Here is a 26,912-nt window from a genome sequence, read left to right on the forward strand (position 1 = left end):
TAACCCTTAAGAAGACAGCGTTCTAATTAAGTTTTGATAATCTTCTTTTACCTCATGACTTTCATCACGAAGTGCTTTTACTTTTCTACACGCATGTAACACGGTGGTATGGTCGCGGCCACCAAATGCATCACCTATTTCTGGTAAGCTGTGGTTTGTCAGTTCTTTAGACAATGCCATGGCAACTTGTCTTGGTCTTGCAACTGAACGGCTACGACGTTTTGACAATAAGTCAGAAACACGAATTCGATAATATTCCGCCACGGTGCGCTGGATATTATCGATGGTAACGAGTTTGTCTTGTAGCGCTAATAAATCGCGTAGCGCTTCTTTAACAAAATCGATAGAAATTGGACGACCAGTGAAGTTGGCATTAGCTATCACGCGGTTTAACGCACCTTCTAACTCTCGCACATTAGAGCGTAATTTCTTCGCAATAAAAAAGGCAACTTCGTGTGGCAAGTTAATATTACTTTGCTGCGCTTTCTTCATTAAGATAGCAACGCGAGTCTCTAATTCTGGTGGCTCAATAGCAATAGTTAACCCCCAACCAAAACGCGACTTCAGTCGGTCCTCAACCCCTTCTATTTCTTTAGGGTAACGGTCAGAAGTTAGAATAATTTGTTGGTTGCCTTCAAGCAGCGCATTAAAAGTATGGAAGAACTCTTCTTGCGAACGCTCTTTGTTTGCAAAGAATTGGATATCATCAATCATCAATGCATCAACGCTACGGTAGTAACGCTTGAATTCTTCAATGGCATTATTTTGTAGTGCTTTAACCATGTCCTGAACAAAACGCTCTGAATGCATATAAACAATTTTTGCATCCGGTTTTTGTTCAAGAATACCATTGCCCACGGCATGTAATAAGTGTGTCTTACCTAAACCAGTTCCACCATAGATAAATACGGGATTGAATGCAGAACCTGGATTATCTGCAACTTGCGTTGCAGCGGCTTTTGCCAGCTGGTTAGATTTACCTTCTACAAAGTTATCAAAGGTGTAATTCTCTTTAATATTAGCCTTGTGCGAAGATTTAGGAGCGGGCTCAACTTTTTCTACCATCTTTGGCTGAGTGCCCTGCAACATCGACGTGTTATCGGTCGCATGACCTACACTTGTGGCTTTTTCGTTAGATACACTTGGTTGTGCAGCTAACACAGGTTTGCTGCCTACATCAAAGTGCAACTCTGGTGCTTCATCACCACAGATCTCAATCAGTAGTTCATTGATGCGGTGGAGATACTTTTCTCGTACCCAATCCAATACAAAACGATTCGGCGCATAGATAGTTAGCGTATCATCAGTACTTTCTGCCTGTAGTGGTCTTACCCACATGCTAAATTGCTGAGATGGCAATTCATCTTGCAAAACATATAAACAACTTTGCCAAACCGACAGATACACTCTGAACTCCAATAGGTTTTGATTCCCGGGAATAAAAAATAGAGCATTCAGATCTAAATAGTCAGATCTAAATGAAAGGATCGCCGGAAATACTTAGTTTTTATTACAAAATCACTGGTGGAAGCGGGGTATTATGAAGTGATCTTATCCACAAGTTCAATATTGACATTTAGAAAAAGCAAGATCTCACCCTAGCAAAAAAATAAACACATGAAATTTAAAGGTTTTTATTTTTTACCCACAAGTAAGATCATAGCAAAAAACTCTCCCGATCTCACCCCAAAATTAAGATCAAATTTAGTTTTCCAGAGCTTTTCCTATTCTTACTAAATGCTATAATGCCGCCCATCGGATCAGATCTATGCAGATCGATTTCGTATTGATCCTACTTTATGTAGATCGTCTATGTTTGCTCGATAGCTTTGCCAAGTTTTGTCTATATATAAGGATAAAGAAATTCTACTGTGGATTATTTAGCCACAGAGAACAGATTTTGATTGACTTTAGACGCGCTCAGCTTTAATATCTCGCGCTCGCAATGGCACCTGTGCCAGGATCGCGACCTGCATAGGATGTTTTAACTTTTAACCGATCGGATGGAATTGTTATGAAAAGAACTTTTCAACCTAGCGTACTTAAGCGCAAGCGCACTCACGGTTTCCGTGCTCGCATGGCGACTAAGAACGGTCGTAAAGTATTAGCACGTCGTCGTGCTAAAGGCCGTAAAGTACTTTCTGCTTAATATTTAGTGGAAGACTTTAGCTTTAGCAGGGAGTTACGTCTGTTAACTCCCTCGCATTACTCCCGCATATTTCAAGAGCCAGCTCGCGCTGCTACGCCTTATTTTACTCTACTTGCAAAACCAAATGATGTTGGTCATCCAAGACTCGGTTTAACTGTAGCAAAAAAACGCTGCAAAAAAGCATGTCAACGAAACCGTATCAAACGACTTGCCAGAGAAAGCTTTCGATTAAATCGTCATAAACTTGATAACATCGATATTGTGTTGATGGTCAAAACCGGTGTTGACGAGCAATCTAATGAAGAGCTAACTAAACAGCTCACTAAGATGTGGCGCAAAATAAATGAACGTTGTAAGCCTGGTGCACCTAAACCACCTTTTAAGCCAAAGCCTCAACACAAGCGTTCAAAAAATCCTCAAGCTAACGCGAAAAAGCAATAATCTGCTTTAGCCTTTCCTTTTTACGGCGCATTTACCCTTGCTAGCATAGTAATTTTACGCCAATTAAGGTAAGGTTAGCTCACCTTTTAATCAGCTATATCAATGGAAAAATAGTCTGTTTTTGCCTACTTGGGTTTAAGCAGTAAATTGAGGAAATTGGTATCTACAAAGCCATGAATTCAACTTCAGGGCGTAGCAAGATCAGAGATCAGTTCAAAGCAGTTTGTTCGCTTCCCAAGCGCCTGCTTATATTGCTGATCCGCGGTTATCAACAATGGATTAGCCCCCTACTCGGGCCTCATTGTCGCTTTAACCCGACCTGTTCTAGTTATGCAATTCAAGCAATTAATTTACATGGAATTGCAAAAGGGAGTTGGTTAGCGGTTAAACGCATATTAAAATGTCACCCTTTGAGCGCAGGTGGAGATGATCCTGTACCTGTGAAGTCGACTAAAGTTAAACAACACGAGAAATAAGAGCTGTTATGGAATCGCAACGCACGTTTTTATTTATCGGTTTGTTGCTGGTTTCGTTCCTACTGTTCCAAGAGTGGACACAAGAACAAAACCAACCGCAAGCTGATACCAGTGCCGTCACACAACAAGTGGCGAACTCAACCCCAACAGAAGAGCAAGCTGATGTACCAGCATCAAGCCAATCCGATGTCCCAGTTGTAGCAACTCAGGCAACGCGTTCTGTCATTAGTATCACTACCGATGTACTTTCGGTAAAAATTGATACTAAAGGCGGTGACATCATTGAAGCTAATTTACTACAACACGCAGAAACCCATGGCAGCGACACGCCTTTCATGTTACTTGGTGAATTTGAAGGCAAACAGTATGTTTCACAGAGTGGTTTAATTGGTTTAAACGGCCCTGACGCGAACAAGGCTGGTCGCCCAGTCTATGAGTCTGCACAACAGCAATATGAGCTTAATGGCGATACATTACGTGTACCACTGACTTTTACTGATGAGAAAGGCGTACAGTACACAAAAACTTACGTATTTAAAGCAGGTAAATATGACGTTGACTTAGAATACCAAGTTAACAACACCACCTCATCACCTGTTCAAGTACAACTGTACACACAAATCAAACGTACACGCCAAGATAAAGGCAGCATGGTTGATCAGACCTACTTAGGTGCAGCCTATGGTACCGCTGAAGAACCTTATGAGAAATACAGCTTCTCTGATATGGCGGATGCGAACCTGAATAAAAATACCCAAGGCGGCTATGTTGCTTTCCTACAGCACTACTTCGTCAGTGCATGGGTGCCAGATCAGCAAACCAATAATACGATTTATACCGCGCTTAGAAATGGTAATGGTATTGTTGGTATGAAGAGCGAGCCAACTAATGTTCAAGCAAACAGCACGGCAACCATCCATGCGGTGTACTACATGGGTCCAAAAGACACAGAAGCGCTTGAAGCAATTCAAGAAGACCTAGATCTCACTGTAGACTACGGCTGGTTATGGTTTATTTCACAACCGTTACTGACTCTGCTTAAGTTCCTTTACGGTATTTTAGGTAACTGGGGTCTGGCGATTATTGCTATCACTTTGATTGTGAAAACGGCGCTATACCCACTTACTAAAGCGCAATACACCTCAATGGCTAAAATGCGCATGCTACAGCCTAAGATGCAGGCACTAAAAGAGCGTTATGGTGATGACCGCCAGAAGTTCGGCCAAGCGATGATGGAAATGTACCGTAAGGAAAAAGTGAACCCAATGGGTGGCTGTTTCCCACTACTACTACAAATGCCAATCTTCCTAGCCTTGTTCTACGTATTCCTTGAATCAACGGAACTACGTCATGCTGAGTTTATGTTGTGGCTAACGGATCTATCATCAATGGACCCGTACTACGTACTACCAGTGCTATTTGGCGCAAGTATGTTCCTAACCCAAAAACTACAGCCAATGACAGTTACAGACCCAATGCAACAAAAGATGATGACTTACATGCCAGTCGTGTTCTCAATCTTCTTTATTTGGTTCCCATCAGGTCTGGTACTTTACTGGTTGGTTTCAAACCTTATCTCTATCGCTCAGATGCTTATCATCTACCGTGGCATGGAGAAAAAAGGCATGAAAGTACGCGGTTAACGCTCGTACACCTTGAATAAAAAACGCCAGCTTCACAGCTGGCGTTTTTTATTTGCGTATCATATAAAGTTGTCGTTACTGATCAATCCACTGGAGCTCACCATTTGGACCGCCGTCAACACAGACTTTCCATTTGTTATTTTGCTTTTCTACCGCTCCCTTAGAATATGCCTGATCAGCATAATAACAATACTTTGTAGGGTCGTAGTCTGGTTTTACATTCTCACCGCTTAGTGCAGAACCAGATACCGCAAATGCTGCAGATACAACCGCTAGTGTTAGTCTATTCATAATATCTCCCTTTAACGTATAAATTTACCTAAACTAGGTAACTTACCTTATCTTATGAACACATCAAGCAAAAGCACTTTTTCTTTTAAACTCATAACAATTAAAATATAAAATCAAATACTTGATAAAATTTGATAGCGATTTTATAACGATTTGATAGGTCAAACTTGTGCTACCCGTCATGCTCTTTTGCAGTTAAAAAATGCAAAGAGAAGACGATGCTTGAATCTACATTACTACAGGCACTCTCCAGTGCCGAAACTGATTGGTGGTTAGTGCCTATTGCACTCTTAGTAGGTGTACTCACCAGCTTTACGCCCTGCGTATATCCCATACTTCCCATAACAGTTGCAACCCTTAGCCAACAACGCCATATTCGCCTTGCTCCAATCTGGTATGCACTAGGCTTTGCAGCGGTGTACGCCGCACTTGGATTTATTGCAGCATTAACCGGTAGCTTCTTTGGCCAGGTAGCAACAAACCCTTGGGTGCTGCTTATTTTTGCCAATCTATTACTCTACTTTGCTGCGGTATCAAAAGGCTTAATCTCTCTGCCACGCTTGCCAAATGCTATTTCAACAAGCTCACCAGCACCTCTTCTAATGGGCATGGCCAGCGCTCTTGTTGCGGCTCCTTGTACATCTCCAATACTAGGTGGCTTATTGCTCTTCGTTGCTAATGCCCAGCAACCTCTTTTAGGAGGCGCGTTGCTGTTTAGTTTTGCGCTCGGTATGAGCACCTTATTACTGCTAGCAGGGCTAAGCACACGCTTTTTGCATACATTACCAAGATCTGGAGCTTGGTTAAATCACATCACTACAGCAACCGCACTTATCTTAGTCGCGATGGCGCAATATTTTCTTATTCAAGCTGGCAAAAGTTGGCTATAAAAGGCAAAGGAACCACCATGAAAAAAATCATTTTTTATTCACTCTTTATGTTACTCAGCACAATGTCTGCAGCAAAGGACTATCCCGTACTTACCGCCAATACGCTTGCAAACAATACCGTAACCAGTCAAGGCAAAGTCACTTACTTGAAGTTTTGGGCAACGTGGTGCACCTACTGTGTGGAAGAAATGCCACTGCTTGAGCAAAGCTTTCAGCAAGCCAATAACCACTATCAGGTTATCGCCATCAATATTGGCTTCAATCAGTCGAAAAAAGGCGTGCAAGCTTACCTTGATAAACATAATTACCAGTTTCCAACGGTATTTGATGGTAATGGCAAGATAACTCAGCAGTTTCAAGTGTTAGGCACGCCACAACATATCCTCATTGATGAAAACGGCAAAGAAATCTATCGCAGCGCATTGTTTACAGATGAGCTGCAACAACATCTGAGCACACTCCAAGGAGCAAACTAATGTCATCAATTAAAGCCCTACTTATGTTCGCCGCTGTGTGTCTCAGCTTGTTTGCGCACGCCAACACGCAAGAGTATGTGTTTATTAATATTTGGGATGAGTATGTACAGCCCACGACTCTACCAACGCCACTAGCACCAAGGAAATTGCTACAGCCCGATATTAATATTGATGAGGCAAGCTTAGCGCAATTTAAAAAGGCCTATCCAAGCTATGCTGAGTTAGCCATTGATAAGCAAAACCAGTTGCTGCAACGCTTTGCAATAAGGCAAACGCCTGTTCGTGTTATCGTTAAAGACGACAAAGTTATCAAACAAGAGTTGTTGACGACTAACAATGCACCAAGCACAGAGAAAGAAACACGGATCCCATTGCAAACACTCACAGGTACGCCATTTTCGATAGCGACTATAAACAGTCAATACAGAGTGTTATTTTTCAGCGATAGCTTGTGTCCATTTCAACATATTCCTGCCTGTGAAATGAGAATAAAGCAAAACAATCAACTCGCTGCCTCGAGTGCGTATCCGGTCGTTACTGTGATTAAGCCCTTTTATGTGGAAGAACAAAGTGCTCGAGACTACCAACAACGTTTTGAGATCAAACACGATATTGTGTTCGATCACCACAACGAAGTATTTAGCCAGTTTGAGATTAGAGAGCTACCTTACTGGGTGGTACAAGATAAACACGGTGAAATCGTTTATCGCGGTAATCAGCCACCCAACTTAGACTAGGGCCTAATTTATCGTCCATTTACTCTGACAATAGACGCTGTAAGGGGCATCGATAAGCTCAGCAATAAAATGCTTATCGATGCTGCTTTGCTGGCGTATTTGCAGCAACTGTTGCTGTAGTAATTGGCTGTTTTCGAGTCCAGCTAATTTATCTGAAAAGCGCTTTTGCAGCGCTTCTTCATTTAACATATCAGCCGCAACAACACCGTAAAGCAATAAAAGATGTGAATTGGTATGTTGATGTGCTGTAATGATCTCAAGCGCTTGTTGAGGCTCGTTTCTCAAAAGGTGGATATACATTTGCGTATAGAGCGCATAGGTCTCAACTTCTTGTAGCTGTAACATTTGATAATCGTGCATTGCATCAATCGTCAACTGCTCTGCAAATTCGAGCTTGCCCGCTTTGATCCAGGTCCAACCCAGTAACAATTTAACGTTGGCACGCGTCACCGAAGAAATATAATCGCTTTCTAACAGCATTCGATATTGCGTAATTGCACTTTGCATTGCATCCGCATCACCCGTTTGCAATGCGATATCCATATGCGCCATGCCAATCAGTAATTGCTGTTGCTCATAACTTGGAATAAAACGCGGCTCGCCGTTAATCTCATTTAAATACCGTAGCGCCTTTTCTCCCTGATGTAGCTGAATATAGTAGAATCCTAGGTAAGTGAGTATTTGCTTTTCTAAATAGTGATAACCATTTTTCTGAGCTAAAGCGAGGGCTTTTAATAAACTAGGCTCACTTTCAACCACTGGCACTAAGTAATTTTGACCATAAGCAAACAAAGCTTTTATTAGATTCATGGTCTGCTCTGTTTGCTCATAATAGGCAATGGCTTGCGCGAGCACAGGTTTACTCTTCTCTAAGTTTAGTAACGTTTTCTCAGCGGGACCAGCAGCTGGTGGATTGGCAAGATAGAAACTCCGCTGTGCTTCGCTATAGGCAAACGAGCGACTGCCTATCAAAACATGCGCTGAGCTCATCGCTTGCTGGTATTCATCCCAACGTTGTAACACCCAAAAAGCATCCGCTTTGAGTTGATATGCCATCGCAATCAATTCAACTTGCTGGCTTTGCTCAGCAGCATCGAGGGCAAGCTGAGCTTGCTGCAACGCTTGCTGATGTAAGCCTCGTGCCTTGAAAAACTCTCCGTAATAGAGGTGGTAGCGAGCACGAGTTGCGGTTGAAGCTGAACTTAGTGAAATCTGTTCGAATCGACGTGTGGCAGAATCAATATCACCGAGCTGCCAACAAATTTGCGCAAGCTCCAACTGACTTTCTAGATGTTCTGGCATTTGTGCCACAGCCGCCTCAAAATATGCCTTTGCCAGTTGAGGTCCCTGTTCATTTAATGCTTGTACACCGCGGTAATAGTCATTCATTGCTAGATTTAAGGATGATTTTTTGGCGGTTTTAGTGTCAACACCTAGCGCTAACTGCGCAATAACCTCTGTTGCAATCGCTTCAAAGCTCTCATCTAACTGTTCAACAATTATCTCGCTTTGCGTATCTCCATAAGTAACACTGAGTAAAAAACGCTGTTGTATCGGCTTTAGTGAAAGCGTGAGCTGTTTAATCGCACTATTCTCTGCAAGCTCAGGATATTGGCTTCGCGGTACTAATTGATAATGAGACTGTAAATGTTGTCTCAATGCCGCTTCAAGCGCATAACCCCACCACGCATTGGCTTGCACACCCGTCTCATTCACCATAGGCACAATGATTAACGAGTCTTGTTCAGCTTTAACACGAGTGACAACGGGTGCTGAGCTAGAAACGAGGTAAACACTCGCGGCTACTCCACTTAACGCGACAGCGCCAACGACAAACATCGCTTTCATTGTTGTAGTGAGTTTGAATGTGCTAAATGTGCGGCTCTCAACAGGACAAATCCACTGATAACCTTGCTGCGGTATGGTTTTAATAAATGTGGGTTGCTGGGCGTTATCTTTGAGGGCTTGTCTTAGCTCAGTGATACTTTGTGTTAGTGCAGCTTCTCTAAACTCACCGTGTTGCCACAATGTGCTGAGCAATGTTTCACGTGTAACAATTTGATTTGGATGGGCTAAAAAATAAGCCAACAGCTGCGCGACTCTCGGCCTAAGTGGCACTTGCTCAGCATCACGATATAAACACGAGACATTTGGATCGAAGCGGTATTGAAGAAAGTGCAGCACAGCGTTAGTTTCCCTTATACAACCTTTGCTAGTAAGAACAGTAAAAACTGTGACCATAATTATACCTGACAAAAGCGCATAACCGTATCATTAAGGTCATCAACCACCCAAAACGCAATGAGCAGACTTAGATATTACCCACCAGCTATACCTGAGATATATCAATTGCTGTACAATTATGGCTATTAACCAGACAGTCTAAAGAGTCATCATGATCGCACAAGACACCATAGCAGCACAGGCTACCGCACCGGGTCGCGGTGGCGTTGGTATCATTCGAGTTTCAGGCAGTAAAGCCCGAGAGGTCGCAGAGCTAATCTTAGGTAAATGCCCAAAAACTCGCTATGCCGAATACCTGCCATTTAATACCCTAGCAGGTGAACAGCTAGATCAAGGTATCGCATTGTTCTTCCAAGGGCCAAACTCATTCACTGGTGAAGATGTCCTTGAGTTACAAGGCCACGGTGGCCCCGTGGTACTTGATATGCTGTTAAAGGAAATCAGCCAAATTGAACAAGTGCGCTTGGCAAAGCCTGGGGAGTTCTCAGAACGTGCTTTTATGAACGACAAGCTAGACTTAACGCAAGCAGAAGCTATCGCAGACTTGATCAACGCCACCAGCGAGCAAGCTGCAAAAAGTGCGCTACATTCACTACAAGGTGACTTTTCTAAACATATCAATACTTTGGTTGAGAAAGTAATTCATCTGCGCATGTACGTAGAAGCCGCAATAGATTTCCCCGATGAAGAAATCGACTTTCTTTCCGATGGTAAAGTCTCGGGTGACCTAGAAGCCATTATTCAGCAACTCGCAGAAGTGCGTAAACAAGCCAAACAAGGCAGCATCATGCGTGAAGGCATGCGCGTGGTGATTGCTGGCCGCCCTAACGCAGGTAAATCGTCGCTACTTAACGCCTTAGCAGGCCGTGAAGCCGCGATTGTTACAGACATCGCAGGTACGACACGAGACGTACTACGTGAGCATATTCATATTGATGGCATGCCGCTTCATATTATCGACACGGCAGGACTTCGTGATAGTCCAGACAAAGTAGAACAAATAGGTATTGAGCGTGCTTGGGAAGAGATCCGTGGCGCCGATCACGTACTATTTATGGTGGATGGCACCGAAACCAACGAAACCGATCCTGCGAAGATCTGGCCTGATTTTATCGAGCAATTGCCACAAGGCATGGAAATTACCGTGATCCGCAATAAAGTCGATTTAAGCGGTGAAGCCGTTGGCGCAACAACGAGTGATGGCCATACCCTTATCCGTCTAAGTGCTAAAGACATTCAAGGCATTGATTTATTGAGGGAACACCTAAAAGCCTGTATTGGATTTACTGGTGCAACTGAAGGTGGCTTTATGGCTCGCCGTCGTCACTTAGACGCCCTAGAGCACGCTGCTGAGCACCTAGAAATAGGTCAAACTCAGCTAGAAATGCATATTGCCGGTGAAATTTTGGCAGAAGAGCTACGCCTTACCCAGCAATACCTCAATGAGATCACCGGTGAATTCACCTCCGACGACTTGCTTGGCAAAATCTTTAGCTCATTTTGTATCGGTAAATAACCCAAATATCTGAGTAGTCATACGCCCTTTTTTGGGCGTATGACTACACACTAACCAGCGTATTGGTTTACCGCTTCTTTTACCTTGCGAGATTTGTCTTTTCTTAATGGGGCTAGCAATGCTTCAGCGTCTGCTGCTTGGCTGAATATTTCGGGAAGTTCAGCGCGGCGATCAGCATATAAATAGCTCAAACTCTGTTTAAAACAGCCATATTGGCCACGGGCATGTGCCACGATAAATTCACGACATACGTCAAAGTGACTGCGCTTAATACAAAACAGCACCAAATGTTCGGGTTTAACGCCGATATCAAATAACCAGGTGAGCAAAAATGCCATCCCGGTTTCGGACGCTTCGCCTTCATATTCCCCACTTTTTGATAGGTAAGTTTCAAAATCTATCTCATTGTGTGCCAGTTGATGTAACAGCCAAGGTTGTTCCATTTGCGCTTCAATTAATTTAAAGCCCCGATAGTCATGATTAAGAAGCAGACGTACCAATTTGTTGCGACGCTTAGCATCTAACATCCACACAAACTGACGGAGACTATACATTTGATATTCATCGGTATCGATACGCATAAACTCGGTGGAGATTTGCCCTTTAAACAGCGCAGCCATGACATCAAACTCGACTTCGTTATGTAGATAAGCCATCGTTTGCTCAACAATCGCTTTAATGCGATTGGATTGCACTTGCAGTTCAGCCACGCGTTTTATAATAGCCGCACGCTCAAGCTGTTCTGAAAATATCAGTAATGGCCCCGATGGCAGCCTTTCTTCATACCAAGCAAACGACACCTCATGATCGGCCATCACAATAACGTAATTGTCTCCTTGCTGTTGTAATACAGTGCACGCTTCCCAACTTCGACCATCAACATGGCAAGGCTTATCGTGTATTGAGAGGCTATCCGCTACAATGGCTTTATGCAGCTTCTTTGGTAACTTTTCACCTTCACCGAAATATAGACAATCCCTACCTAATTCCTGTGCTAACGCATGCTCCCAAGAGTGCAGGTTTAATTGCACAAAAATATCAATCGCGCGCTGCAAATCATGGCTGAAATCAAGCTCAACTTCCGGGTGTTTAAGCGATACATGATGTAAAAACTCAACTTTCGTGCGCTCATTGATATACGCGAGTCCCTGCTCCATAGCTTTGGCTTTGTTACGTCCCATGCTGCCAAACATGCTGTTATCATCACTAGCTATTTCGCTGTAAATCTCTATCCAATTCAAGTAGCGTTCGGAGTTATAACGTTGGTTGCTCATTTCATAGGCATTTAGTACACCGCCATCTATTCCAGCTTTACTTAACTGTTCGTAGACCTCAATTTCATCGAGTATAGTGTCAAATTCTATGCTCCAATGATCATCCGAATGAGCACGAAGCACGTTGCGTGCAGCCCTAACTGGCGCAAGTGCAATAATAAATTGCCACAAACGATCTGCTTTATTTTGCTGGGGGAAAGGTAGCTGTCGCAACCAAAATGCCGTTAGGGTAAAGCGTTGGAAATCATCATCATGATCTTTAAAAAGCTGATAGCTCGGTTGCTTTTCACTAAACTTGTTTAGGTAAAGATCGCCGCGACAACATTCATCTCGATATAACTGCGGCTGCACTAATGCCAATAAACTGCTTAAATCTTCTTGCGGCGTGTCTGCAGTAAAGTAATCACAGATCCGAGTTATTTGTGCCTCGGACAATCCTAAATTATCAGGGTTATAATGGTCGGACTTTTTATGACATTTCTGAATTATGTGTTGGGCAGCGAGTTGCCAAATATGATTGTCGTTAAGATAATTTGCTAGTGCCTCAGTAATATCGTCGCCAATATGCTGATTATAATCACTGTGCAGGTGATAGCTGGCCAGTGTAATTAATCCCATATCCAATTGCGGCCATTGCTCTGGGTGGCATAGCGCACGCGATGAGCGAAAGTGCTCATCTACCAACTTAAGATGCTTGCGACAAAGTAATTCATCTGGGTTAGTAAAGTGACGAAATATCGACTGGATATTTTTGGCGTTGGCACTTTCAGCCGCGCTCTTGATATCAGACACGGAGAGTTGAGTGTAGCGCTGATAGTAGGCTTCTCTGGAGAGTAGTGCTTCATCCCCTTCGGTAAGTGATGCCATCATATATTTGCTAAACTCACGCTTGCCTAGGGCATGGTAAAATACATCAATCACGCGAAGGTACTGCTCAGCACGAGCTTGTAGTAAGTTGTTTTCTGCATCTTTGCGTACCGCAAGCGTCAACATCATGCCATTGGGTTGTGTATATTCAGCTTCTTCACTGAAATGATCAGTAAGTAGGTCGCCTCGCACAAGGCTGAGCACCGACTCCAGCTCCCCAGATATGCCTTGATTATTACGCTCAAAACTATTCAATTGATCAATAAGGTGCTCAGCCATGTCACTGGCATGCAGTTTCGCTAATTCAAGCACATCTACTTCACAGACTGTTTCTAATACGGTTTGTGGTTCCCCAGTTTCAATATAGCGCCATAATAATTGGCCCTGGGGCATAGCCAGCACTAAAGGTTTCAACAAATTAGTACCATAGTTAAGCTCATATTTACGCTCATCTCTAGCAAGATAAGCGCGATAGCTTGCACGAGCAGCAATGGCACTCTGTGCAATTTTAACTAATGGGCCTGCAACCTCTGATTGGACTTTTTGCTGTAAATCATATGCTTCATTTTCGAGAGTACTGCCAAAAAATGACATTGCCATAAAGCTGTCTTTGGCCTCTTCATCGTCATAAAAACAGCTATGGGGGAATAGCGATTGATACAAAGAGATCACAGGCTGATGACCACTAAGGTCTTCTTCTTCATCCTCATCACACATGGTATCGACATGGGCAAGTAATACCGGTTCAGCTTGAAAACGTGCAATGACTAATGCTTTAAACTGCTCATAACTCTCAGGATTTTCGCGTAAATATTCCCCAAGCGGCTGGTAGTCACATTCTTCACTGTATTGATCATTTTTGAACATGCCAGATCTAAAGTTATCGTTGTCACACCAGATAAACGCTTTGATCATTTCACGATGCCAACCATGCTCGTGTAGCAACGAACTTAAATAGCTTTCATAGCCGCAGGCATGTTCATCATCCCAATAAGGCACAAAGTATTGTGCTAGCAAATAGGCGCACTGTATATCCGTCTTTGCAAGCATATACAAAGCTTCAACGCCAAATACCCGTATATCATCAAGCCACATTTCATCGGTGTCATTTTGGCGTCGACTATAGGCCACTATTGCCTTGGCTGTTTCTACAACGGCTTGTTTGATCTCAGGGTATTGCAGCGCTGCTGCAAATAAAATGACCTCAGAAATATAGCTTTCGGTGTCATCAAGTATGATGTGGTCATAGTGGTGAGCACCGCCTTCTTGGCCTAAATCTAATGCAGATTGAAGCAACTTTAGGTTGTTGCCACTATCTTGCGGTTGCAAACGGCGTATCCCCTCTTCGTCAAGTTGCTTAAACTCAACATCAAACTGGCTATTAAAACAGGCCTTATCGCTGTCCAACAAAGCCTTATACTGAGCTAATGCTAATTCTATTTGTTGCGGGTTTTGGATATCCAGCGTGATTATCTGGTTTTTATCGAATTGGTTCATGTCGTTATTTCTAATTGAATTTGACGTATAGCCGCACCAATCGGGCTATAGAGTAGAAAAAGATAATGAAGCGCAGCTTTGAGAACTGCGGCAATTTCAAGTAAATGCTAAACACAGCGAGTGGCAGCTACGCGTTAGCATCCTCAGCTTGCAGCTCCTTTAACCTGTCGATATCTATTTGAGAGTCCTGCTTTGCTTTTTTCTGTTGATCGGGTGTCATATCATCCCAATGAATATAACCACCGTGTGCGTATGGCGCATTGTATAAATAGTTGGCGAATTTTTTGTTGGCAGTACCAGAGACTAGCCCTCTTACTGAACCCTGTTTATCAGCAGCCCACAGTGCAACGCGTTTAAATTCCAACTCTCCAGATGCATTAATACGAAATGAGTACCAATTTTCAGCAGCACTAATGTGCAGATCCTTATCCATGTTTTACCTTTTGTAGTTCCTTAATATCGACACTATTATTTCGAATCCATGTAACTAGGTCAATATCAAACTCATCGTTAAGCTTTTGATAAATATTAATAAAAAGTAAATATTAGCAAGCCTACAAGCAGGATCTGAGCGATAACCACAAATCTACCCATTCACGTTAAGTGCTAAATCTGGCCAGTCCAACATCCCTACACTGCGTATCCTAAGCACTTCAACTTAGGAGAAATAAAATGGCTCTATCTACAACTTTCAATGCACTACACCAACAATCAGCCCCGCTTTTTCTAGCTAACTGCTGGGATCCATCATCAGCGCTTATCATCGAACAGGCTGGTGGTCAGGCCGTTGCGACAACAAGCTGGGGTATGTCTAATCATCAGGGCTACAAAGATGGAGAACAACTCACATTTGACCGTGTACTACAAACAGTAAGTGCCATCCTTAAGGTGATCACTATTCCATTAAGTGTTGATATTGAGGCAGGCTACAGCGCGGATCAAAATCAGATCATCAAACATATTATCCAATTGGCCGACCTTGGCGTTGCAGGTATCAATATTGAAGACAAACCCAGTCACCAGAGCAGCTTACGCGATATAAAGGCACACCAAGCATTATTGCAGGCAATCAAACAAGCTTTACGTCATGGCGGTTTCGATCATTTCTTTATTAATGCCCGTTGTGATCTTTGCTTACAACCACAATGGACGGAAGCGGCGCTGCATGAGCGTGCACTCGCCTATCAAGCAGCTGGTTGCGATGGCTTTTTTATTCCTGCTTTAACCGACACCACCATGATAAAACGCCTAACAGCCCTGCTTTCAATTCCAGTCAATGTAATGCTGTTGCCCGGATTTAGTGATAAACAGGCGTTAGCAGAGTTAGGAGTCAAACGTATCTCATCGGGTAACGCTCTCAGCGATCATGTGATAGCACTACAAGAATCAGCCACCAGAAGGCTGCTCGAAGAACATACTGTAGACTTCTTATTTGAGCAATCAGTCCGCACAACTTGGCTGTCAAACTAAATAATTCACAAGATCTGACCGTTTTTTTAGATTCTTTTATTATATGGAACTAACTATATAGATCTAAAAGACTGGATCGACTTCCAGCTTTTAGATCGTTATCCACAACACCTCATCCACAACCTCAAAATCTGTTCAAAAACAGCGAAGTTCTTACCGTTTCAAGCATGCGCCTTGGCTTAAAAAAGTATTTTTAGGCTCAGCTATCCCATAGATTATCCACAAATAAATCACTGAGTTAAGCTTAGGAATATTTTATTTTTCCCTTTTATTTCATGTGGATAAATAAAAAAATTAAAAATCACACACTATTTGTGCAAATATTTTTATCCAATTACTTCAAAGCCCTCTTTACATATTCACGTTAAACGCTAAGATGGCGCGCAATACGACTTAGGTAAGGGTAACAATGCAAACTTTAGATCTTATTGTAGGCAGCCAAATGGGATCAGCAGAATACGTTGCTGAACAGCTAATGGAATCGCTTGAATCTCAAGGTTATATCGTGAATTTGCATGAAAAACCCGAGCTTGAAGCTTGTCAGCAAGCACTTTGGCTGGTGGTGACATCAACCTATGGGGCCGGTGACTATCCAGAAAACTTATTACCTTTTATATCAGCACTAAAAGCGAGCTCGGATCTAAGCCAGTTACGCTTTGCGGTAGTGGGAATTGGTGATTCAAGTTACGACACCTTTAATCATGCAGCTATTAATCTTGCTGATCTACTTAAAGAAAAAGGTGCGACGCAGTTGTTAGACATTGAAAAGATCGATGTTTTACACCCAGATCTACCAGAAGATACCGCTATTGCTTGGTTACCTAAGTTTGTTGAATGTGTCGCTTAACGCTGCAACATTGAAATACACAGAAGTTATTCACAAATTCAGTCTATTTTAGATCGTATTGTGGATAACCTATGATCTAACTGCTGATCTACGCTTACTTATCCATTGGATAAAATAATTCAGATCTAGCCCTGTGAATAAAGTGCCAAGTTGATCAAAGGTTTTAAGCCCATTGATCCGATCTAATTCACACCAATTGATCTTAGTTAAGCAGTTGGATCTAAACAGGAATACAAAACTATTCACAGATCAAAGGATCAGTAGTAGTAAGATCAATAAAGATCTTTAAAAAGATCCTTATATATTTTAAGTGATCTCTTTTTTGCGTTGTGCAAAATTTAACCATTTCACTTCTGGTTAATTCTAGGTAGAATACGCATCCTTTCTAAATTTGCTCGGTTGTTTTAAGTAGGATCCCGTAAATGATTTATCATGAACATTTTGATGTCATCGTTGTTGGTGGTGGACACGCAGGCACTGAAGCTGCACTTGCAGCTGCACGTATGGGTATGAATACCTTATTGTTAACACACAATATGGATACCTTAGGCCAAATGTCGTGTAACCCAGCTATTGGTGGGATTGGTAAAGGTCATTTGGTTAAAGAGATCGATGCGCTTGGTGGTGCAATGGCCAAAGCAATCGACAAAGGTGGGATCCAATTTAGAACCCTTAATTCATCGAAAGGCCCAGCGGTACGAGCGACTCGTGCTCAGGCAGATCGCGCATTGTATAAAGCGGCGATCCAAGACATTTTGCAACACCAAGAAAACTTAAAGATCTTCCAACAATCTTGTGATGATCTGATTGTTGAAGGCGATCAGGTCAAAGGTGTCGTAACTCAAATGGGTTTACGCTTTAGTGCTTCTTCAGTGGTGCTAACGGTTGGTACTTTCTTGGGTGGCCAAATCCATATTGGTTTAGAAAACTTCAAAGGCGGTCGTGCTGGCGATCCTCCTTCTATCGCTTTGGCTGAGCGTTTACGTGAAATGCCTTTTAGAGTTGATCGTCTAAAAACAGGTACTCCACCACGTATCGATGCAAGAACGGTTGATTTTTCAGTGATGCAAGAGCAACCAGGCGATACCCCTACTCCGGTTTTCTCGTTTATGGGCAAAGTGTCTGATCATCCAAAACAGATCCCTTGTTATATCACCTATACCAATGAAAAAACCCACGATGTGATCCGCAATAACTTACATCGTTCGCCGATGTATGCTGGCGTGATTGAGGGGATTGGTCCGCGTTACTGCCCTTCCATCGAAGATAAGATTGTGCGTTTTGCTGATAAAGAAAAACATCAGATCTTCGTAGAGCCTGAAGGCTTAACGTCATACGAGCTGTATCCAAATGGTATCTCCACCAGCTTACCATTTGATATCCAACTGGAGATCGTGCGTTCTATTAAAGGCTTTGAGAATGCGCATATTTGTCGTCCAGGTTATGCAATTGAGTACGACTTCTTCGATCCCCGTGACCTTAAACAATCATTAGAGACTAAGTTTATCAATGGCTTATTCTTTGCAGGTCAAATAAACGGTACAACCGGTTATGAAGAAGCTGGTGCCCAAGGGTTGATTGCGGGTATGAACGCAGCCCTTCAAGTTCAAGGCCGTGAAGCATGGACACCGCGCCGTGATGAAGCTTATGCCGGTGTGTTGATTGACGACTTAGCAACGCTTGGTACAAAAGAACCTTATCGTATGTTTACCTCGCGTGCTGAATACCGTTTGTTACTGCGTGAGGACAATGCGGATTTACGTCTAACGGAAAAAGGTCGCGAATTAGGTTTAGTTGACGATGAACGCTGGGCTGCATACAACGACAAGCTTGAAGTTATGGAACAAGAAGCACAGCGTCTACGCAATACTTGGATCCATAAAGATCACCCTGCACTTGAAGCGGTAAATGGATTATTGAAAAAACCACTGGTACGCGAAGCCAGTCTTGAAGATCTGATCCGCCGTCCAGAGGTTAATTATCACGACCTGATGGCAATCGAAGGATTAGGATCTGAGTTTGATAATATTCCAGCCCTTGAACAGGTTGAGATCCAAACTAAGTACGCCGGTTACATTGCGCGTCAACAAGATGAGATTAATAAACAGCTTCGTCATGAAGAGACATTACTGCCTGCTGAGTTTGATTATGGCCAGGTAAGCGGCCTGTCAAATGAGGTTGTGGCAAAGCTGAGTGATGCTCGTCCACAAACGATTGGCCAAGCTTCACGTATTTCTGGTATCACCCCTGCTGCTATTTCGCTATTATTAGTGTATCTGAAAAAGCAAGGGCTATTACGTAAGTCGGCGTAATAGCAGTGGAACACTGTGTTACTAGAACAATTGAATGAATTACTCGCTGATACCTCAATCGAGCTCAGCGAACAACAAAAGCGGCAGTTGGTCGAATATGTCCAGCTGCTGGATAAATGGAACAAAGCCTACAACCTCACTTCCGTTCGTGACCCAAAAGAAATGATGGTAAAACACATCATGGATTCTTTGGTTGTTGCGCCACACTTAACGGGCAGTAACTATATTGATGTTGGCACCGGACCGGGTTTACCGGGTATGGTTTTAGCGATAGCTAGACCGGACATCAATTTTGTTCTTCTTGATAGCCTTGGTAAAAGAGTTCGATTTTTAATGCAGGTAAAACATGGGCTTGGCATCGAGAATGTTACCCCAGTGCAGTCTCGAGTTGAAGAATATCAGCCAAGTGTTAAATTAGACGGTGTACTCAGCCGTGCTTTTGCATCACTACAAGATATGATCCAGTGGTGTTCACATTTAATCGATAACCAAGGTGTATTCTTAGCACTAAAGGGTCAATACCCTGCGGATGAGCTAGAACAATTACCAAACGGCGTGAGTTTATCGCAAGATATTAGTTTAGTGGTGCCCAAGCTTGAAGGTGAGCGCCATTTAATCATTCTTTCTAAAGATTAATTGTCGAGGACAATGTGGCAAGAGTCATTGCAATAGCAAACCAAAAAGGTGGTGTTGGTAAAACAACCACTGCGGTGAATTTAGCCGCGTCCATGGCGGCGACTAAACGTAAAGTTCTGTTGATCGATCTCGATCCCCAAGGCAATGCAACCATGGGCAGTGGCGTTGATAAATACGCCGATGTCGCTACGGTTTATGATCTGTTGATCGAAGAAGCGCCAATGGATCAAGTGATCACCACAGAAACCAGTGGTGAGTATCATTTGATCGCAGCCAACGGGGATGTAACCGCGGCAGAAGTCAAACTGATGGAGTTGTTTGCGCGCGAAGTGAGACTACGCAACGCCCTTGAGACAATAAAAGATAAATATGAGTATATATTCATCGACTGTCCACCTTCATTAAATATGCTAACGGTAAATGCCATGGCTGCCGCCGATGCGGTTTTAGTTCCGATGCAGTGTGAATATTATGCACTGGAGGGATTAACAGCTTTAATGGACACCATTACCCAACTCGGCAAGTTGGTGAATCCAGGATTGCAAATTGAAGGCATTTTGCGCACTATGTACGACCCGCGTAATCGTCTAGCTAACGACGTATCTGAGCAGTTAAAACAACACTTTGGTGATAAAGTGTACCGGACTGTGATCCCTCGTAATGTGCGATTAGCGGAGGCGCCAAGTTTTGGAGCGCCTGCGATGTATTATGATAGAGCATCAAGCGGTGCGAAAGCTTATCTAGCGCTAGCGGGTGAAATGCTAAGACGCAAAGAAAAGCAAGCGGCTGCGGTTGCCTAAGAGGATAAAAAGAACATGTCGGTTAAAAAACGTGGTTTAGGCCGAGGGTTGGATGCCCTACTCAGCTCAGCTAAACCTAATCCAAGTGCTGCGGCACCTGTGCCTAATCAACAAGAAGCGGTTGCGACAGTCAGTGAAGCACCTGCCGAATCGGCGGTTGAACAAGAGTTACAACGATTACCTATTGAGTGGCTAAAGCCGGGTAAATATCAACCGCGTAAAGATATGTCTGAACAGGCACTAGAGGAACTGGCGAGTTCGATCCGTTCACAGGGGATTTTACAGCCTATTGTGGTGCGTAAAGTTACCACGCAAAGCTTTGAAATTATTGCCGGTGAAAGACGTTGGCGTGCGGCACAGCTAGCAAAGCAAGATACCGTTCCTTGTTTAATCAAAGATGTGCCGGATGAAGCGGCTGTTGCGATTGCGCTTATTGAAAACATTCAGCGTGAAGACCTCAATGCGATGGAAGAAGCAATTGCTTTAGATCGATTGCTTAATGAATTTGAACTCACGCATCAGCAAGTTGCCGATGCGGTCGGTAAATCGCGTACGACGGTCACCAATTTACTTCGTCTCAACAATCTCAACGATGATGTAAAAATCTTGTTGGAACATGGCGATATAGAAATGGGCCATGCTCGTTGTTTACTTGCCCTAACTGGTGAAGCGCAATCTGAAGCAGCAAGAACTGCTGTGGCCAAAGGATTAACCGTAAGAGAAACCGAAAAACTGGTTCGCACCATTTTAGAGCCTGTTGAGAAAAAAGAAGCGAAGCAAAAAGATCCTGATGTGAAGCTGCTTGAACAGCAATTACAGGAAAACTTAGGCGCAAAAGTTGAGATCAACTACAACCAAAAAGGTAAAGGTAAACTGGTTATTTCCTATGCTAGTTTGGATGAGCTTGATGGTATTTTGGGGCGTATTAACCCTGAAATGAATGAAGCTGACTAACGGTAAACTTAACCAATTGACTAATCCGTGAATGCGGTGCTTTATTTTGCGCCGCTATTTCCTCACCGATATGCTGCAATATTGCGAGAATACTAAGAACTTTGATGGAAAAATAGCCACTCGTGTACAGGCTTTAATTTAAGCCTTCCTCCCTAACAAATTTTGACCTATTTGGCGTCCAAAAAACGTCACATTTCGCCTCGTCAAGTTGCAAATTAAGCAGAAACAAGTATAATTTCGCCAGTTTTCATACCCTGATAAAATTTAACGTCATTAAGGTTAATATAAAGTGACTCATTCGTTAGCCCGCCCATACAGGCGAGCCGCATTACAAGGTGTTTTGATTCAGGGTATCGTAGCATTAGTCGCTGCAGTAATCGTTTTTATAGGTTGGGGAGTACAAGCCGGAGTTTCAGCATTAGCTGGCGGCGCTGTGTTGGTACTCCCTAATTTTGTATTTGCTGCTTACGCCTTTCGATTTATGGGTGCAAGCAAAGCAAATCAAGTATATTCCTCGATAAAACGAGGAAATGGATTAAAATTTTTGCTAACTGTTGTGCTCTTTGCACTGATTTTTAAGCATTTTTCAGTAATGATGCTGCCTTTCTTTGGCGCGTATATGCTCGTGATGCTGACACAATGGTTGGTCCTGATTTTTTTTAATCATTAACTTTTGGGATAAAACATGGCTGCAGAAGAAGTTACTATATCGAGCCATATTCAGCACCACTTGACCAATGCCAAGATGTGCTCGACCGATGCCGGTCTTGCCTTCAATAAAGCATGTGCGGACAGTGGTTTCTGGGCATGGAATATAGATACCCTCGCATGGTCAATCGGTTTAGGTCTTATTTTCTTATGGATCTTCCGAAGTGCCGCTAAAAAATCCACTATAGGCGTTCCTGGTAAGTTCCAGTGCTTTATTGAGATGATCGTTGAATTCGTTGGTAACAACGTACGTGATACGTATCATGGCAAAAGCGCACTGATCGCTCCTTTAGCCCTAACTATCTTTGTTTGGGTGTTCTTAATGAACTTAATGGACTTAATTCCTGTTGATTTCTTACCTGCTTTTGCCGGCTTTGTTGGTGAGCAAGCGTTTGGTATGGATTCACACGATGTGTACATGAAAATTGTACCAACCACTGACGTGAACATGACCGCAGCGCTAGCTATCGGTGTGTTTATTTTGATGATCGGTTATTCAATCAAAATCAAAGGTATCGGTGGCTTTATTGCTGAGCTAACACTTCATCCGTTTAGTACTAAGAACAAGATTGGTATGTTGTTCTTGATTCCGTGTAACTTGTTACTTGAAACCATTGCTCTTGTTGCAAAGCCATTCTCATTGGCACTGCGTTTGTTCGGTAACTTATACGCGGGTGAATTGATTTTCATCTTGATCGGTACGATTGGTTTAATGCAGTTACCACTGCACTTTATTTGGGCGGTATTCCATATTTTGGTCATCGTATTGCAAGCGTTCGTATTTATGATGCTGACAATCGTATACCTAAGCATGGCAAGCTCAGACAACCACTAACAGATTTTTTAAAAAATTAACTTTAACTTTAATTTACAATTGAAACTTTGGAGAAAAAAATGGAACTAGTATTAGGCCTTAAGTTTATCGCTGTTGCTCTACTAATCGGCTTTGGTGCAATCGGTACAGCTATCGGTTTCGGTAACATGGGTGGTAAATTCCTTGAAGCTTGTGCTCGTCAACCTGAGCTTGCGCCTTCACTACAGGTTAAAATGTTCATCCTTGCTGGTCTAATCGATGCTGTAGCAATGATCGGTGTTGGTATCGCAATGGTAATCCTGTTCGTACTTTAATTCTAATTTTTGAACAGTTTACTATTTTAAGGAGGAGTGGTTGTGGATATTAACCTCACTCTAATCGGTGAATTAATTGCGTTTACGGTATTCGTACTTTTCTGTATGAAATATGTATGGCCACCGCTAAATGATGCAATTGAAGCTCGCCAGAAGAAAATTGAAGATGGTTTAGCGGCATCTGATGAAGCTGAGAAAGAACTTGGGCGCGTACGTGCACAAGGTGCTGAACAGTTGAAAGAAGCGAAAGCACAAGCGGCTGAAATCATCGAACAAGCTAAGAAGCGTGCTGCGCTAATTGTTGACGAAGAGACTACTCGTGGTCAGCAAGAGCGTGAAAAAATCATTGCTCAGGGACACTCTGAAATTGAGTCTGAGCGCAACCGTGTGAAAGAAGAGCTGCGTTCACAAGTCGCTGCTCTTTCTATCGCAGGTGCTGAGAAGATTTTAGAGCGTGAAATCAATCAAGCCACACACAGTGACATCGTTGAAAAACTTGTCGCTGAGCTTTAAGTAGGAGGGTATGAGCATGTCTGAATTGACTACTATCGCTCGCCCATACGCTAAAGCAGCTTTTGAACTTGCCGTTGAAAAAGGCACAGTTGAAGCTTGGAATGAAATGCTGTTCTTCGCTGGTCAAGTTACCAGCGACGAACAGGTTCAGGCGCTACTTGGTAGCATCGCTACTGAATCACAGCAGTCTGAAATCATTATCAAGTTATGTGCTGAGCAACTCAACGAACAAGGTCAAAATCTTATCAAGCTGATGGCCGAAAATGAGCGTTTAGCCGCCATCCCAGCTGTTGCAGAATTGTTTGCAGAATTAAAAGCAGACTATGACAAAGAAATCGAAGTAGATGTGGTTTCAGCAACAGTGCTTGCAGATGATACGCAAGCAAAATTGGTCGCGGCACTTGAGAAACGTTTCGCACGCAAAGTTAAGCTGAATTGTAGCATCGACGAAGCCATTGTAAGTGGCCTAGTGATTAAAGCCGGTGACACCGTAATCGACGGTTCTGTTCGCGGCAAGTTAGATCGTCTTGCGACGTCGCTACAATCGTAATTGGGAAAAAGAGCATGCAACTTAATTCCACAGAAATTTCTGCACTGATCAAGCAACGCATTGAGCAGTTTGAAGTTGTAAGTGAAGCGCGTAACGAAGGTACTATCGTATCTGTTACCGACGGTATCATCCGTATCCACGGTCTTGCTGACTGTATGCAGGGTGAGATGATCGAGCTTCCTGGCAACCGTTATGCTATCGCACTAAACCTTGAGCGTGACTCAGTAGGTGCTGTAGTAATGGGTCCATACGCTGACCTTAAAGAAGGCGTAAAAGTTAAATCAACTGGTCGTATCCTTGAAGTACCAGTAGGCCGTGGTCTACTAGGTCGTGTTGTTAACACGCTAGGTGAGCCAATCGACGGTAAAGGCGCTGTTGATAACGATGGTTTTGAACCAGTTGAAAAAATCGCACCTGGCGTAATCGAGCGTCAATCAGTAGATGAGCCAGTACAAACTGGTTATAAGTCTATCGATGCGATGATCCCAGTTGGTCGTGGTCAGCGTGAGCTTGTGATCGGTGACCGTCAGACTGGTAAAACAGCACTAGCAATCGATGCTATCATCAACCAAAAAGACACAGGCGTTAAGTGTGTGTACGTAGCGGTTGGTCAAAAAGCGTCAACAATTGCTAACGTAGTACGTAAACTAGAAGAGCACGGTGCGCTTGCAAACACTATCGTAGTAGTTGCTTCTGCATCAGAATCTGCAGCGCTACAATTCCTAGCGCCGTTCTCTGGTTGTACTATGGGTGAATACTTCCGTGACCGCGGTGAAGATGCACTAATCGTATATGATGATTTGTCTAAGCAAGCTGTTGCTTACCGTCAAATCTCACTACTACTTAAGCGTCCACCAGGCCGTGAAGCATACCCTGGTGACGTTTTCTATCTTCACTCACGTCTTCTAGAGCGTGCGTCTCGTGTAAACGCTGACTACGTTGAGAAGTTCACAAATGGTGAAGTGAAAGGTAAAACAGGTTCATTGACGGCATTGCCAATCATTGAAACTCAAGGTGGTGACGTTTCTGCATTCGTACCTACCAACGTTATCTCAATCACTGACGGTCAGATCTTCTTAGAAACTGACTTGTTCAACGCAGGTATCCGTCCAGCGGTTAACGCTGGTATCTCGGTATCTCGTGTAGGTGGTGCAGCTCAAACTAAGATTGTTAAGAAACTAGGTGGTGGTATCCGTCTAGCGCTAGCTCAGTACCGTGAACTAGCGGCGTTCTCTCAGTTCGCTTCTGACCTTGATGATGCAACACGTGCACAGCTTGAACACGGTGAGCGTGTAACAGAGCTAATGAAGCAGAAACAGTACGCACCGATGTCTGTTGCTGATATGTCATTATCGCTATTTGCAGTAGAGAAAGGCTTCCTAAAAGATATCGAAATCAACAAAATCCTTGATTTCGAAGCAAGCCTAATCGCATTTGCTAAGAGCGAGTACGCAGAGCTAATGGCTCAAATCAATGAAACTGGTAACTACAACGCCGAGATCGAAGCGCAGCTTAAAGAGCTTCTTGAGAAGTTCAAGTCTACGCAAACTTGGTAATGTGTTATTAAGGTGAGTAGGTAACTACTCACCGAGATTCGGAGAGAGAGTCATGGCCAGCGGAAAAGAGATAAAAAGCAAGATCGGGAGTATCAAGAATACTCAAAAGATCACCAGCGCAATGGAGATGGTTGCCGCTTCTAAAATGAAGAAGGCACAAGAACGCGTAGCGTCTAGTCGTCCATACGCTGAAAACTTACGCAAAGTGATCGGTCGTGTTGCTCAGGCTAATCTTGATTTCCATCACCCGTTCCTAGAAGAACGTGATGTGAAACGAGTTGGTTATATCGTTATCTCTACAGACCGTGGTCTTTGTGGTGGCTTAAACTCAAACGAGTTTAAGCGTGTAGCGAAAGACGTGAAAGCGTGGAAAGAAAAGGGTGTTGAGGCGTCGTTCGCAACACTAGGTAGCAAAGCTGCTGGTTTCTTTAAACGTTTTGGTGGTTCGCTTGAAGCCAAAAAGGCAGGGCTGGGAGATACACCTTCAATACAGGACGTAATTGGTCCTGTAAAAGTAATGCTAGATGCATACGAAGAAGGCAAAATTGACCGCTTATTCGTTGTGTACAACAAGTTTGTCAACACAATGAAACAAGAGCCTGTTATCGATCAGTTATTACCTTTGCCAAAAGCTGAAGAAGAAGTATCAGCTCACGCTTGGGATTACTTATATGAGCCAAGCCCAGAGGCGATTTTAGAGACACTAATTGTGCGCTTTATTGAGTCTCAGGTTTACCAAGGCGTAGTTGAGAATGCTGCCTCTGAGCAAGCTGCCCGTATGGTTGCGATGAAAGCCGCAACTGATAACGCAGGTGGCCTGATTGATGAGCTACAGCTGGTATACAACAAGGCACGTCAAGCCGCAATCACACAAGAAATCAGTGAGATTGTGAGCGGTTCGGCTGCCGTGTAACGCTTCGGCAAAGTTTAATAAGAG

General features: G+C 43.2%; 26 protein-coding genes. 21 read left to right on the top strand and 5 right to left on the bottom strand.

The annotated features are described in order from the left end of the window. Positions 1-6 precede the first annotated feature (6 nt). Positions 7-1,407: a chromosomal replication initiator protein DnaA gene (gene dnaA, locus NH462_RS14585; protein ID WP_019647537.1), complete on the bottom strand. Its 1,401-nt coding sequence runs from the start codon at positions 1,405-1,407 to the stop codon at positions 7-9. A gap of 607 nt (positions 1,408-2,014) precedes the next feature. Between dnaA and rpmH the strand changes: the two genes are divergently transcribed. The 4 genes from rpmH (at position 2,015) to yidC (ending at position 4,709) form a co-directional block, all read left to right on the top strand. Further along, entirely contained in the window at positions 2,015-2,149 is a 135-nt protein-coding gene (rpmH, locus tag NH462_RS14590; protein ID WP_010376846.1) for a 50S ribosomal protein L34, read from the top strand. 6 nt (positions 2,150-2,155) lie between these two features. Continuing rightward, positions 2,156-2,590: a ribonuclease P protein component gene (gene rnpA / locus NH462_RS14595; protein WP_010376847.1), complete on the top strand. Its 435-nt coding sequence runs from the start codon at positions 2,156-2,158 to the stop codon at positions 2,588-2,590. 173 nt (positions 2,591-2,763) lie between these two features. Further along, entirely contained in the window at positions 2,764-3,066 is a 303-nt protein-coding gene (gene yidD, locus NH462_RS14600) for a membrane protein insertion efficiency factor YidD (protein WP_253106311.1), read from the top strand. 8 nt (positions 3,067-3,074) lie between these two features. After that, a complete protein-coding gene (gene yidC, locus NH462_RS14605; RefSeq protein WP_010376852.1) occupies positions 3,075-4,709 on the top strand; it encodes a membrane protein insertase YidC in 1,635 nt (544 codons plus the stop codon). Positions 4,710-4,784: 75 nt separating this feature from the next. Here yidC and NH462_RS14610 read toward each other — a convergent pair whose 3' ends face one another. Continuing rightward, positions 4,785-5,000, bottom strand: coding sequence for a DUF1496 domain-containing protein (locus NH462_RS14610; protein ID WP_010376854.1), 216 nt, complete (start codon positions 4,998-5,000; stop codon positions 4,785-4,787). Between the two features lie 218 nt (positions 5,001-5,218). Between NH462_RS14610 and NH462_RS14615 the strand changes: the two genes are divergently transcribed. The 3 genes from NH462_RS14615 to NH462_RS14625 are packed head-to-tail and all read left to right on the top strand — an operon-like array spanning position 5,219 to position 7,103. Continuing rightward, positions 5,219-5,890, top strand: coding sequence for a cytochrome c biogenesis protein CcdA (locus NH462_RS14615; protein WP_253106314.1), 672 nt, complete (start codon positions 5,219-5,221; stop codon positions 5,888-5,890). Positions 5,891-5,907: 17 nt separating this feature from the next. After that, the gene (locus NH462_RS14620) at positions 5,908-6,366 is read left to right on the top strand and encodes a TlpA disulfide reductase family protein (protein ID WP_010376857.1); all 459 of its coding nucleotides are present in this window, start codon (positions 5,908-5,910) and stop codon (positions 6,364-6,366) included. Beyond that, entirely contained in the window at positions 6,366-7,103 is a 738-nt protein-coding gene (locus NH462_RS14625; protein ID WP_253106317.1) for a hypothetical protein, read from the top strand. Before NH462_RS14620 ends, NH462_RS14625 begins: the two co-directional genes overlap by 1 nt. A 3-nt stretch (positions 7,104-7,106) precedes the next feature. On the opposite strand, the gene NH462_RS14630 is transcribed toward NH462_RS14625, so the two are convergent. After that, positions 7,107-9,287, bottom strand: a complete 2,181-nt coding sequence (locus NH462_RS14630) for a winged helix-turn-helix domain-containing protein (protein WP_253106319.1) — start codon at positions 9,285-9,287, stop codon at positions 7,107-7,109. Positions 9,288-9,498: 211 nt separating this feature from the next. Here NH462_RS14630 and mnmE point away from each other — a divergent pair, with 211 nt between their 5' ends. After that, the gene (gene mnmE / locus NH462_RS14635; protein WP_253106322.1) at positions 9,499-10,863 is read left to right on the top strand and encodes a tRNA uridine-5-carboxymethylaminomethyl(34) synthesis GTPase MnmE; all 1,365 of its coding nucleotides are present in this window, start codon (positions 9,499-9,501) and stop codon (positions 10,861-10,863) included. A 50-nt stretch (positions 10,864-10,913) separates the two neighbouring features. Here mnmE and NH462_RS14640 read toward each other — a convergent pair whose 3' ends face one another. Beyond that, the gene (locus NH462_RS14640) at positions 10,914-14,501 is read right to left on the bottom strand and encodes a hypothetical protein (RefSeq protein WP_253106326.1); all 3,588 of its coding nucleotides are present in this window, start codon (positions 14,499-14,501) and stop codon (positions 10,914-10,916) included. A 127-nt stretch (positions 14,502-14,628) separates the two neighbouring features. After that, a complete protein-coding gene (locus tag NH462_RS14645) occupies positions 14,629-14,934 on the bottom strand; it encodes a hypothetical protein (protein ID WP_010376865.1) in 306 nt (101 codons plus the stop codon). A gap of 239 nt (positions 14,935-15,173) precedes the next feature. On the opposite strand from NH462_RS14645, the gene NH462_RS14650 reads away from it, so the two are divergent. From NH462_RS14650 to atpG, 13 genes are all read left to right on the top strand, one after another. Next, entirely contained in the window at positions 15,174-15,971 is a 798-nt protein-coding gene (locus NH462_RS14650; protein ID WP_253106329.1) for an isocitrate lyase/phosphoenolpyruvate mutase family protein, read from the top strand. 409 nt (positions 15,972-16,380) lie between these two features. After that, positions 16,381-16,818, top strand: coding sequence for an FMN-binding protein MioC (mioC, locus tag NH462_RS14655; RefSeq protein ID WP_253106331.1), 438 nt, complete (start codon positions 16,381-16,383; stop codon positions 16,816-16,818). Positions 16,819-17,240: 422 nt separating this feature from the next. Beyond that, positions 17,241-19,130, top strand: a complete 1,890-nt coding sequence (gene mnmG, locus NH462_RS14660) for a tRNA uridine-5-carboxymethylaminomethyl(34) synthesis enzyme MnmG (protein ID WP_211858924.1) — start codon at positions 17,241-17,243, stop codon at positions 19,128-19,130. A gap of 15 nt (positions 19,131-19,145) precedes the next feature. Next, positions 19,146-19,766, top strand: coding sequence for a 16S rRNA (guanine(527)-N(7))-methyltransferase RsmG (gene rsmG / locus NH462_RS14665; protein WP_253106334.1), 621 nt, complete (start codon positions 19,146-19,148; stop codon positions 19,764-19,766). Between the two features lie 14 nt (positions 19,767-19,780). After that, positions 19,781-20,566 carry a ParA family protein gene (locus NH462_RS14670; RefSeq protein WP_010376876.1) on the top strand — a complete coding sequence of 262 codons (786 nt, stop codon included), beginning with the start codon at positions 19,781-19,783 and terminating at the stop codon, positions 20,564-20,566. A 15-nt stretch (positions 20,567-20,581) separates the two neighbouring features. Then, positions 20,582-21,520 carry a ParB/RepB/Spo0J family partition protein gene (locus NH462_RS14675; RefSeq protein WP_017218543.1) on the top strand — a complete coding sequence of 313 codons (939 nt, stop codon included), beginning with the start codon at positions 20,582-20,584 and terminating at the stop codon, positions 21,518-21,520. A gap of 289 nt (positions 21,521-21,809) precedes the next feature. Next, complete coding sequence (locus tag NH462_RS14680) at positions 21,810-22,190, top strand: ATP synthase subunit I (protein ID WP_010604145.1); 381 nt, start codon at positions 21,810-21,812, stop codon at positions 22,188-22,190. Positions 22,191-22,205: 15 nt separating this feature from the next. Further along, on the top strand, positions 22,206-23,063 hold the full coding sequence (gene atpB, locus NH462_RS14685) for a F0F1 ATP synthase subunit A (RefSeq protein ID WP_010604144.1): 858 nt from the start codon (positions 22,206-22,208) through the stop codon (positions 23,061-23,063). A gap of 59 nt (positions 23,064-23,122) precedes the next feature. Then, positions 23,123-23,356, top strand: coding sequence for a F0F1 ATP synthase subunit C (gene atpE, locus NH462_RS14690; RefSeq protein WP_010604143.1), 234 nt, complete (start codon positions 23,123-23,125; stop codon positions 23,354-23,356). 42 nt (positions 23,357-23,398) lie between these two features. Next, positions 23,399-23,869 carry a F0F1 ATP synthase subunit B gene (gene atpF / locus NH462_RS14695; RefSeq protein WP_010604142.1) on the top strand — a complete coding sequence of 157 codons (471 nt, stop codon included), beginning with the start codon at positions 23,399-23,401 and terminating at the stop codon, positions 23,867-23,869. A gap of 16 nt (positions 23,870-23,885) precedes the next feature. Then, positions 23,886-24,419: a F0F1 ATP synthase subunit delta gene (gene atpH / locus NH462_RS14700; protein WP_010604141.1), complete on the top strand. Its 534-nt coding sequence runs from the start codon at positions 23,886-23,888 to the stop codon at positions 24,417-24,419. A 14-nt stretch (positions 24,420-24,433) separates the two neighbouring features. After that, on the top strand, positions 24,434-25,975 hold the full coding sequence (gene atpA, locus NH462_RS14705; RefSeq protein WP_010376884.1) for a F0F1 ATP synthase subunit alpha: 1,542 nt from the start codon (positions 24,434-24,436) through the stop codon (positions 25,973-25,975). A gap of 52 nt (positions 25,976-26,027) precedes the next feature. Next, entirely contained in the window at positions 26,028-26,888 is an 861-nt protein-coding gene (atpG, locus tag NH462_RS14710) for a F0F1 ATP synthase subunit gamma (RefSeq protein WP_017218545.1), read from the top strand. The last annotated feature ends 24 nt before the right edge of the window (positions 26,889-26,912 follow it).

This window comes from Pseudoalteromonas sp. OANN1, assembly GCF_024124685.1.
Taxonomy (GTDB): Bacteria; Pseudomonadota; Gammaproteobacteria; order Enterobacterales; family Alteromonadaceae; genus Pseudoalteromonas; species Pseudoalteromonas piscicida.

What these genes read in the sequence shown, in the direction of transcription:
- rpmH (WP_010376846.1), top strand. Translation starts at nt 2,015, where the DNA reads ATGAAAAGAACTTTTCAACCTAGCGTACTTAAGCGCAAGCGCACTCAC.
- yidD (WP_253106311.1), top strand. Translation starts at nt 2,764, where the DNA reads ATGAATTCAACTTCAGGGCGTAGCAAGATCAGAGATCAGTTCAAAGCA.
- yidC (WP_010376852.1), top strand. Translation starts at nt 3,075, where the DNA reads ATGGAATCGCAACGCACGTTTTTATTTATCGGTTTGTTGCTGGTTTCG.
- NH462_RS14610 (WP_010376854.1), bottom strand. Translation starts at nt 5,000, where the DNA reads ATGAATAGACTAACACTAGCGGTTGTATCTGCAGCATTTGCGGTATCT.
- NH462_RS14615 (WP_253106314.1), top strand. Translation starts at nt 5,219, where the DNA reads ATGCTTGAATCTACATTACTACAGGCACTCTCCAGTGCCGAAACTGAT.
- NH462_RS14620 (WP_010376857.1), top strand. Translation starts at nt 5,908, where the DNA reads ATGAAAAAAATCATTTTTTATTCACTCTTTATGTTACTCAGCACAATG.
- NH462_RS14625 (WP_253106317.1), top strand. Translation starts at nt 6,366, where the DNA reads ATGTCATCAATTAAAGCCCTACTTATGTTCGCCGCTGTGTGTCTCAGC.
- mnmE (WP_253106322.1), top strand. Translation starts at nt 9,499, where the DNA reads ATGATCGCACAAGACACCATAGCAGCACAGGCTACCGCACCGGGTCGC.
- NH462_RS14640 (WP_253106326.1), bottom strand. Translation starts at nt 14,501, where the DNA reads ATGAACCAATTCGATAAAAACCAGATAATCACGCTGGATATCCAAAAC.
- NH462_RS14645 (WP_010376865.1), bottom strand. Translation starts at nt 14,934, where the DNA reads ATGGATAAGGATCTGCACATTAGTGCTGCTGAAAATTGGTACTCATTT.
- NH462_RS14650 (WP_253106329.1), top strand. Translation starts at nt 15,174, where the DNA reads ATGGCTCTATCTACAACTTTCAATGCACTACACCAACAATCAGCCCCG.
- mioC (WP_253106331.1), top strand. Translation starts at nt 16,381, where the DNA reads ATGCAAACTTTAGATCTTATTGTAGGCAGCCAAATGGGATCAGCAGAA.
- mnmG (WP_211858924.1), top strand. Translation starts at nt 17,241, where the DNA reads ATGATTTATCATGAACATTTTGATGTCATCGTTGTTGGTGGTGGACAC.
- NH462_RS14675 (WP_017218543.1), top strand. Translation starts at nt 20,582, where the DNA reads ATGTCGGTTAAAAAACGTGGTTTAGGCCGAGGGTTGGATGCCCTACTC.
- atpB (WP_010604144.1), top strand. Translation starts at nt 22,206, where the DNA reads ATGGCTGCAGAAGAAGTTACTATATCGAGCCATATTCAGCACCACTTG.
- atpE (WP_010604143.1), top strand. Translation starts at nt 23,123, where the DNA reads ATGGAACTAGTATTAGGCCTTAAGTTTATCGCTGTTGCTCTACTAATC.
- atpH (WP_010604141.1), top strand. Translation starts at nt 23,886, where the DNA reads ATGTCTGAATTGACTACTATCGCTCGCCCATACGCTAAAGCAGCTTTT.
- atpA (WP_010376884.1), top strand. Translation starts at nt 24,434, where the DNA reads ATGCAACTTAATTCCACAGAAATTTCTGCACTGATCAAGCAACGCATT.
- atpG (WP_017218545.1), top strand. Translation starts at nt 26,028, where the DNA reads ATGGCCAGCGGAAAAGAGATAAAAAGCAAGATCGGGAGTATCAAGAAT.